The following is a 4,229-nucleotide window of genomic DNA, read 5'->3' as shown; positions in this document are numbered from 1 at the left end:
CAGTTGATCGGCACCGGCGGACGCGATCTTAGCGAGAAGATCGGCGGCCTGATGATGCTCGACGCCATCGACATGCTGGAGGCGGACGACGCTACTCGGGTGATAGCGCTCATCTCCAAACCGCCAGCACCCGCGGTGGCTGAGAAGGTGCTGGCCCGGGCACGCGCCTGCCGCAAGCCTGTAGTTGTGTGCTTCCTGGGCCGCAACGAACCGCCTGCCGATGAAGACGGTTTGCAGTTTGCTCGTGGCACCAAAGAGGCGGCCCTGAAAGCGGTGCTGCTTACCGGCATTAAAAAAGACGACCTGGATTTACATCCGCTCAACTGGCCGCTGATCGAAGAGGTACGCACCCGCCTGACGTCGCAGCAGAAGTACATTCGCGGCCTGTTCTGCGGCGGCACCCTGTGCGACGAAGCGATGTTTGCCGCGCTGGAGAAGTTTGACGATGTTTACAGCAACATCCAGCCGGACCCGGCCAGGCGTCTGAAAGATATCAGCGTTAGCCAGGCCCACACCTTCCTTGATTTCGGTGACGATGATTTCACCAACGGCAAGCCACACCCAATGATCGACCCGACCAACCGCATCAGCCGCCTGCTACAGGAGGCGCGCGATCCGCAGGTGGGCGTCATCGTGATGGACTTCGTGCTGGGCTTTGGCGCGCACGACGATCCGGTGGGGGTGATGATCGAGGCGATCAAAGAGGCACAGGCGATCGCGAACGCCGACAACCGTCCGTTGGAAATTCTCGGCTACGTGCTCGGCACCGATCAGGATCCGCAGTCGCTGGCGCAGCAGTGCCAGCTGCTGACCGACGCAGGCGTCATCTGGGCCAGCAGCAGCACCAACACCGGATTACTGGCACGCGAATTTGTCTGCAAAGGGGAGAAAGCATAATGACCACTTTATTCAACCAGCCGCTAAACGTCATTAACGTCGGCATTGCGATGTTCAGCGACGACCTCAAAAAGCAGCACGTTCCCGTGACCCAGCTCGACTGGACGCCGCCGGGGCAGGGCAATATGCAGGTTGTTGAAGCGCTCGACCAGCTGGCGGAAAAACCGCTGGCGGAGAAAATTGCCGCCGCAAACAAAATTGCCCTGGAGCGGATTATTCAGTCCCATCCGGTGCTGGTGGGCTATGACCAGGCCATCAACGTGGTGCCGGGCATGACCCGCACGACCATTCTGCACGCCGGTCCGCCAGTTACCTGGGAAAACATGTGCGGTGCGATGAAAGGTGCGGTTACCGGCGCGCTGGTGTTTGAAGGGCTGGCGACGGATCTGGAGGACGCCGCAAGGCTGGCGGCGTCAGGTGACATCACCTTCTCGCCGTGCCACGAGCACGACTGTGTGGGCTCTATGGCGGGCGTCACCTCCGCGTCGATGTTTATGCACATCGTTGAGAACAAAACTTACGGCAACCGCGCCTTCACCAACCTCAGCGAGCAGATGGCGAAGATCCTGCGTATGGGGGCTAATGACCAGAGCGTGATCGAGCGCCTGAACTGGATGCGCGACGTGCTCGGCCCGATGCTGCGCGACGCGATGAAGATTATCGGCGAAATCGACCTGCGCCTGATGCTGGCCCAGGCGCTGCACATGGGCGACGAGTGCCACAACCGCAACAACGCGGGCACCACGCTGCTTATTCAGGCGCTGACGCCGGGGCTGATCCAGGCGGGCTATCCCGTGACGCAGCAGCGTGAAGTGTTCGAGTTTGTCGCCAGCAGCGACTATTTCTCCGGTCCGACGTGGATGGCGATGTGTAAGGCCGCGCTGGATGCTGCCCACGGCATTGAGTACAGCACCGTCGTCACCACCATGGCGCGCAACGGCTACGAGTTCGGCCTGCGCGTTTCTGGCCTGCCGGGGCAGTGGTTCACCGGCCCGGCGCAGCAGGTGATCGGCCCGATGTTCGCGGGCTATAAGCCGGAAGACTCCGGGCTGGATATCGGCGACAGCGCCATCACCGAAACCTACGGCATCGGCGGCTTTGCGATGGCGACGGCCCCGGCAATCGTGGCGCTGGTGGGCGGCACGGTGGAGGAAGCCATCGATTTTTCTCGCCAGATGCGCGAAATCACCCTCGGCGAAAACCCGAACGTCACCATTCCGCTGCTCTCCTTTATGGGGATCCCGACCGCCATCGACATCACGAAGGTTGCGGGCAGCGGCATTCTGCCGGTCATCAATACCGCCATTGCCCACAAGGACGCGGGCATCGGCATGATTGGGGCGGGCATCGTTCACCCGCCGTTTAGCTGTTTTGAAAAGGCGCTGTTGACCTTCCGCGATCGCTACTTTTTATAAGGCATGCATCCATGAAAAACATGAAACTGGAGTGGAAAAGAGGTGACTGGGCAGCTTATTTCGGGTTGATGACCAACAACCTGACCAATTTGCTGACCATGATGGGGCTGCTCATTTTTGTCGTCGGCATCCCGAAGGAGATTGTTTATGGACGCATCGCGCCAGCCTTCGGGCTGGCGGTGCTGGTGGCGAGTCTTTGCTATACGTGGTTTGGCCTGCAAATGGCGCGCGCTACCGGACGAACGGACGTCACCGCGTTGCCGTCCGGCCCGAGCGCGCCGTCGATTTTTACCGTGACCTTCCTGGTCTTAATGCCGGTTTACCAGCAAACTGGCGATGCGGATTTCGCGATTCAGATTGGCCTGGTGTGGTGCTTTGTGGAAGCGATGATCCTCGCGGGCGGTTCCTTCCTGGGGGAAACCATCCGCAAGATGATCCCGCGCACCGTGCTGCTGTCGTGCCTGTCCGGTCTTGGCTTGCTGCTGCTGGCGATGAACCCGATGTTGCAGGCGTTCGAAGCGCCGACCGTGTCGTTTATCGTCCTGCTGCTGATCTTCATTAACTGGTTCGGTAAAAAGCCGATTTTCGCCCGTATCCCGACCGGCCTGCTGCTGTTAATTGCCGGTACTCTACTTGCGTGGATCTCTGGCCTGCAAAGCCCGGATGCCATTAAAGCGTCCATGTCATCCTTCGGCTTTAACCCGCCGGAAGTGCACGTGGACAGCTTTATGCAGGGGCTGCCGCACGCGCTGCCTTATCTGGCGTCCGCCGTACCGCTGGGGCTGGCAAACTACATCTTTGACCTGGAGAACATCGAAAGCGCCCACGCGGCAGGGGATGAATACCCGACCCGCAAGGTAATGCTGGCGAACGGTCTGGCCTCGATGCTCGGCTGCCTGATGGGCAATCCGTTCCCGGTCACGGTCTACGTCGGCCATCCTGGCTGGAAAGCGATGGGCGCCAGCATCGGCTACACCCTGGCGTCCGGCGTGACCATGTTCATCGTGCCGCTGTTCGGGCTGGGGGCCTTTATGCTCGCCATCATACCGATGACCGCCATCGTGCCGATTCTGGTGTTTATCGGCGTCGTCACCGCCAACCAGGTGGTGAGGGAAACCCCGAAAGTGGAGGTGCCCGTTATCTTCATCTGCCTGTTCCCGTGGATCGCCAACTGGGCGCTGACCATGATGAACAGCGTGATGAGCGCCGCGGGGACCAGCGCGGCGAAAATCGGCACAGACGTGCTGCACAGCAAGGGGATCTACTACGAAGGCTTGATGCATCTCGGCAACGGCGCGCCGCTCGCCAGCATGCTCTGGGGCTGTATCGCCATCTTCGCCATTATCAACAAACCGCTGCGCGGGGCCGTCGCCGCCGCAGGAGGCGCGCTGCTGGCGCTGTTTGGCGTGATCCACGCCCCGGTGGTGGGCTTTGCCGAGGGCAGTTCCCTGATGTTTGTCACGGCCTACCTGATGATGGGCGGGATGTTTGTGGTGAAGCATGTGCTGGATACCTCTGTTAATCCCCCTCTCCCTGTGGGAGAGGGCCGGGGTGAGGGCACCAGAACGCACCTTCTAAAGGAAACAAAATGAAAGAGCTTATGGTCGTCGCCATCGGCGGCAACAGCATTATCAAAGACAACGCCAGCCAGTCGATTGAGCATCAGGCGCAGGCGGTCAAAGCGGTGGCTGAGTCGGTGCTCGAAATGCTGGCCTCGGACTATGACATCGTGCTCACCCATGGCAATGGCCCGCAGGTGGGGCTGGATCTGCGCCGCGCCGAAATCGCCCACGAGCGGGAAGGGCTGCCGCTGACCCCGCTGGCAAACTGCGTGGCGGATACCCAGGGCGGCATCGGCTACCTGATCCAGCAGGCGCTCAACAACCGCCTGGCGGCGCGTGGCGAGCAAAAGGCGGT

Annotated in this window: 2 protein-coding genes and 2 pseudogenes; all 4 read left to right on the top strand. The window is 60.9% G+C overall.

Annotated elements, in window-relative coordinates:
- Window positions 1-897 (top strand): annotated as a pseudogene (locus tag DD606_RS23900) (FdrA family protein); the annotation flags it as partial.
- A complete protein-coding gene (locus DD606_RS23895; protein WP_032609990.1) occupies window positions 897-2,312 on the top strand; it encodes a DUF1116 domain-containing protein in 1,416 nt (471 codons plus the stop codon). The pseudogene DD606_RS23900 and the gene DD606_RS23895, both read left to right, overlap by 1 nt.
- Before the next feature lie 11 nt (window positions 2,313-2,323).
- A complete protein-coding gene (locus tag DD606_RS23890; protein ID WP_022651712.1) occupies window positions 2,324-3,904 on the top strand; it encodes a hypothetical protein in 1,581 nt (526 codons plus the stop codon).
- Window positions 3,901-4,229: pseudogene (locus DD606_RS23885) on the top strand (carbamate kinase); the annotation flags it as partial. The gene DD606_RS23890 and the pseudogene DD606_RS23885, both read left to right, overlap by 4 nt.

This window comes from Enterobacter cloacae complex sp. GF14B (genome assembly GCF_004136805.1).
Taxonomy (GTDB): domain Bacteria; phylum Pseudomonadota; class Gammaproteobacteria; order Enterobacterales; family Enterobacteriaceae; genus Enterobacter; species Enterobacter hormaechei_C.
Note: the sequence above shows the minus strand (reverse complement) of the source record. Positions and strands in the feature narration are given on the sequence as shown.

Coding starts and splice junctions, on each gene's coding strand:
- DD606_RS23895 (WP_032609990.1), top strand. CDS start 897: ATGACCACTTTATTCAACCAGCCGCTAAACGTCATTAACGTCGGCATT.
- DD606_RS23890 (WP_022651712.1), top strand. CDS start 2,324: ATGAAAAACATGAAACTGGAGTGGAAAAGAGGTGACTGGGCAGCTTAT.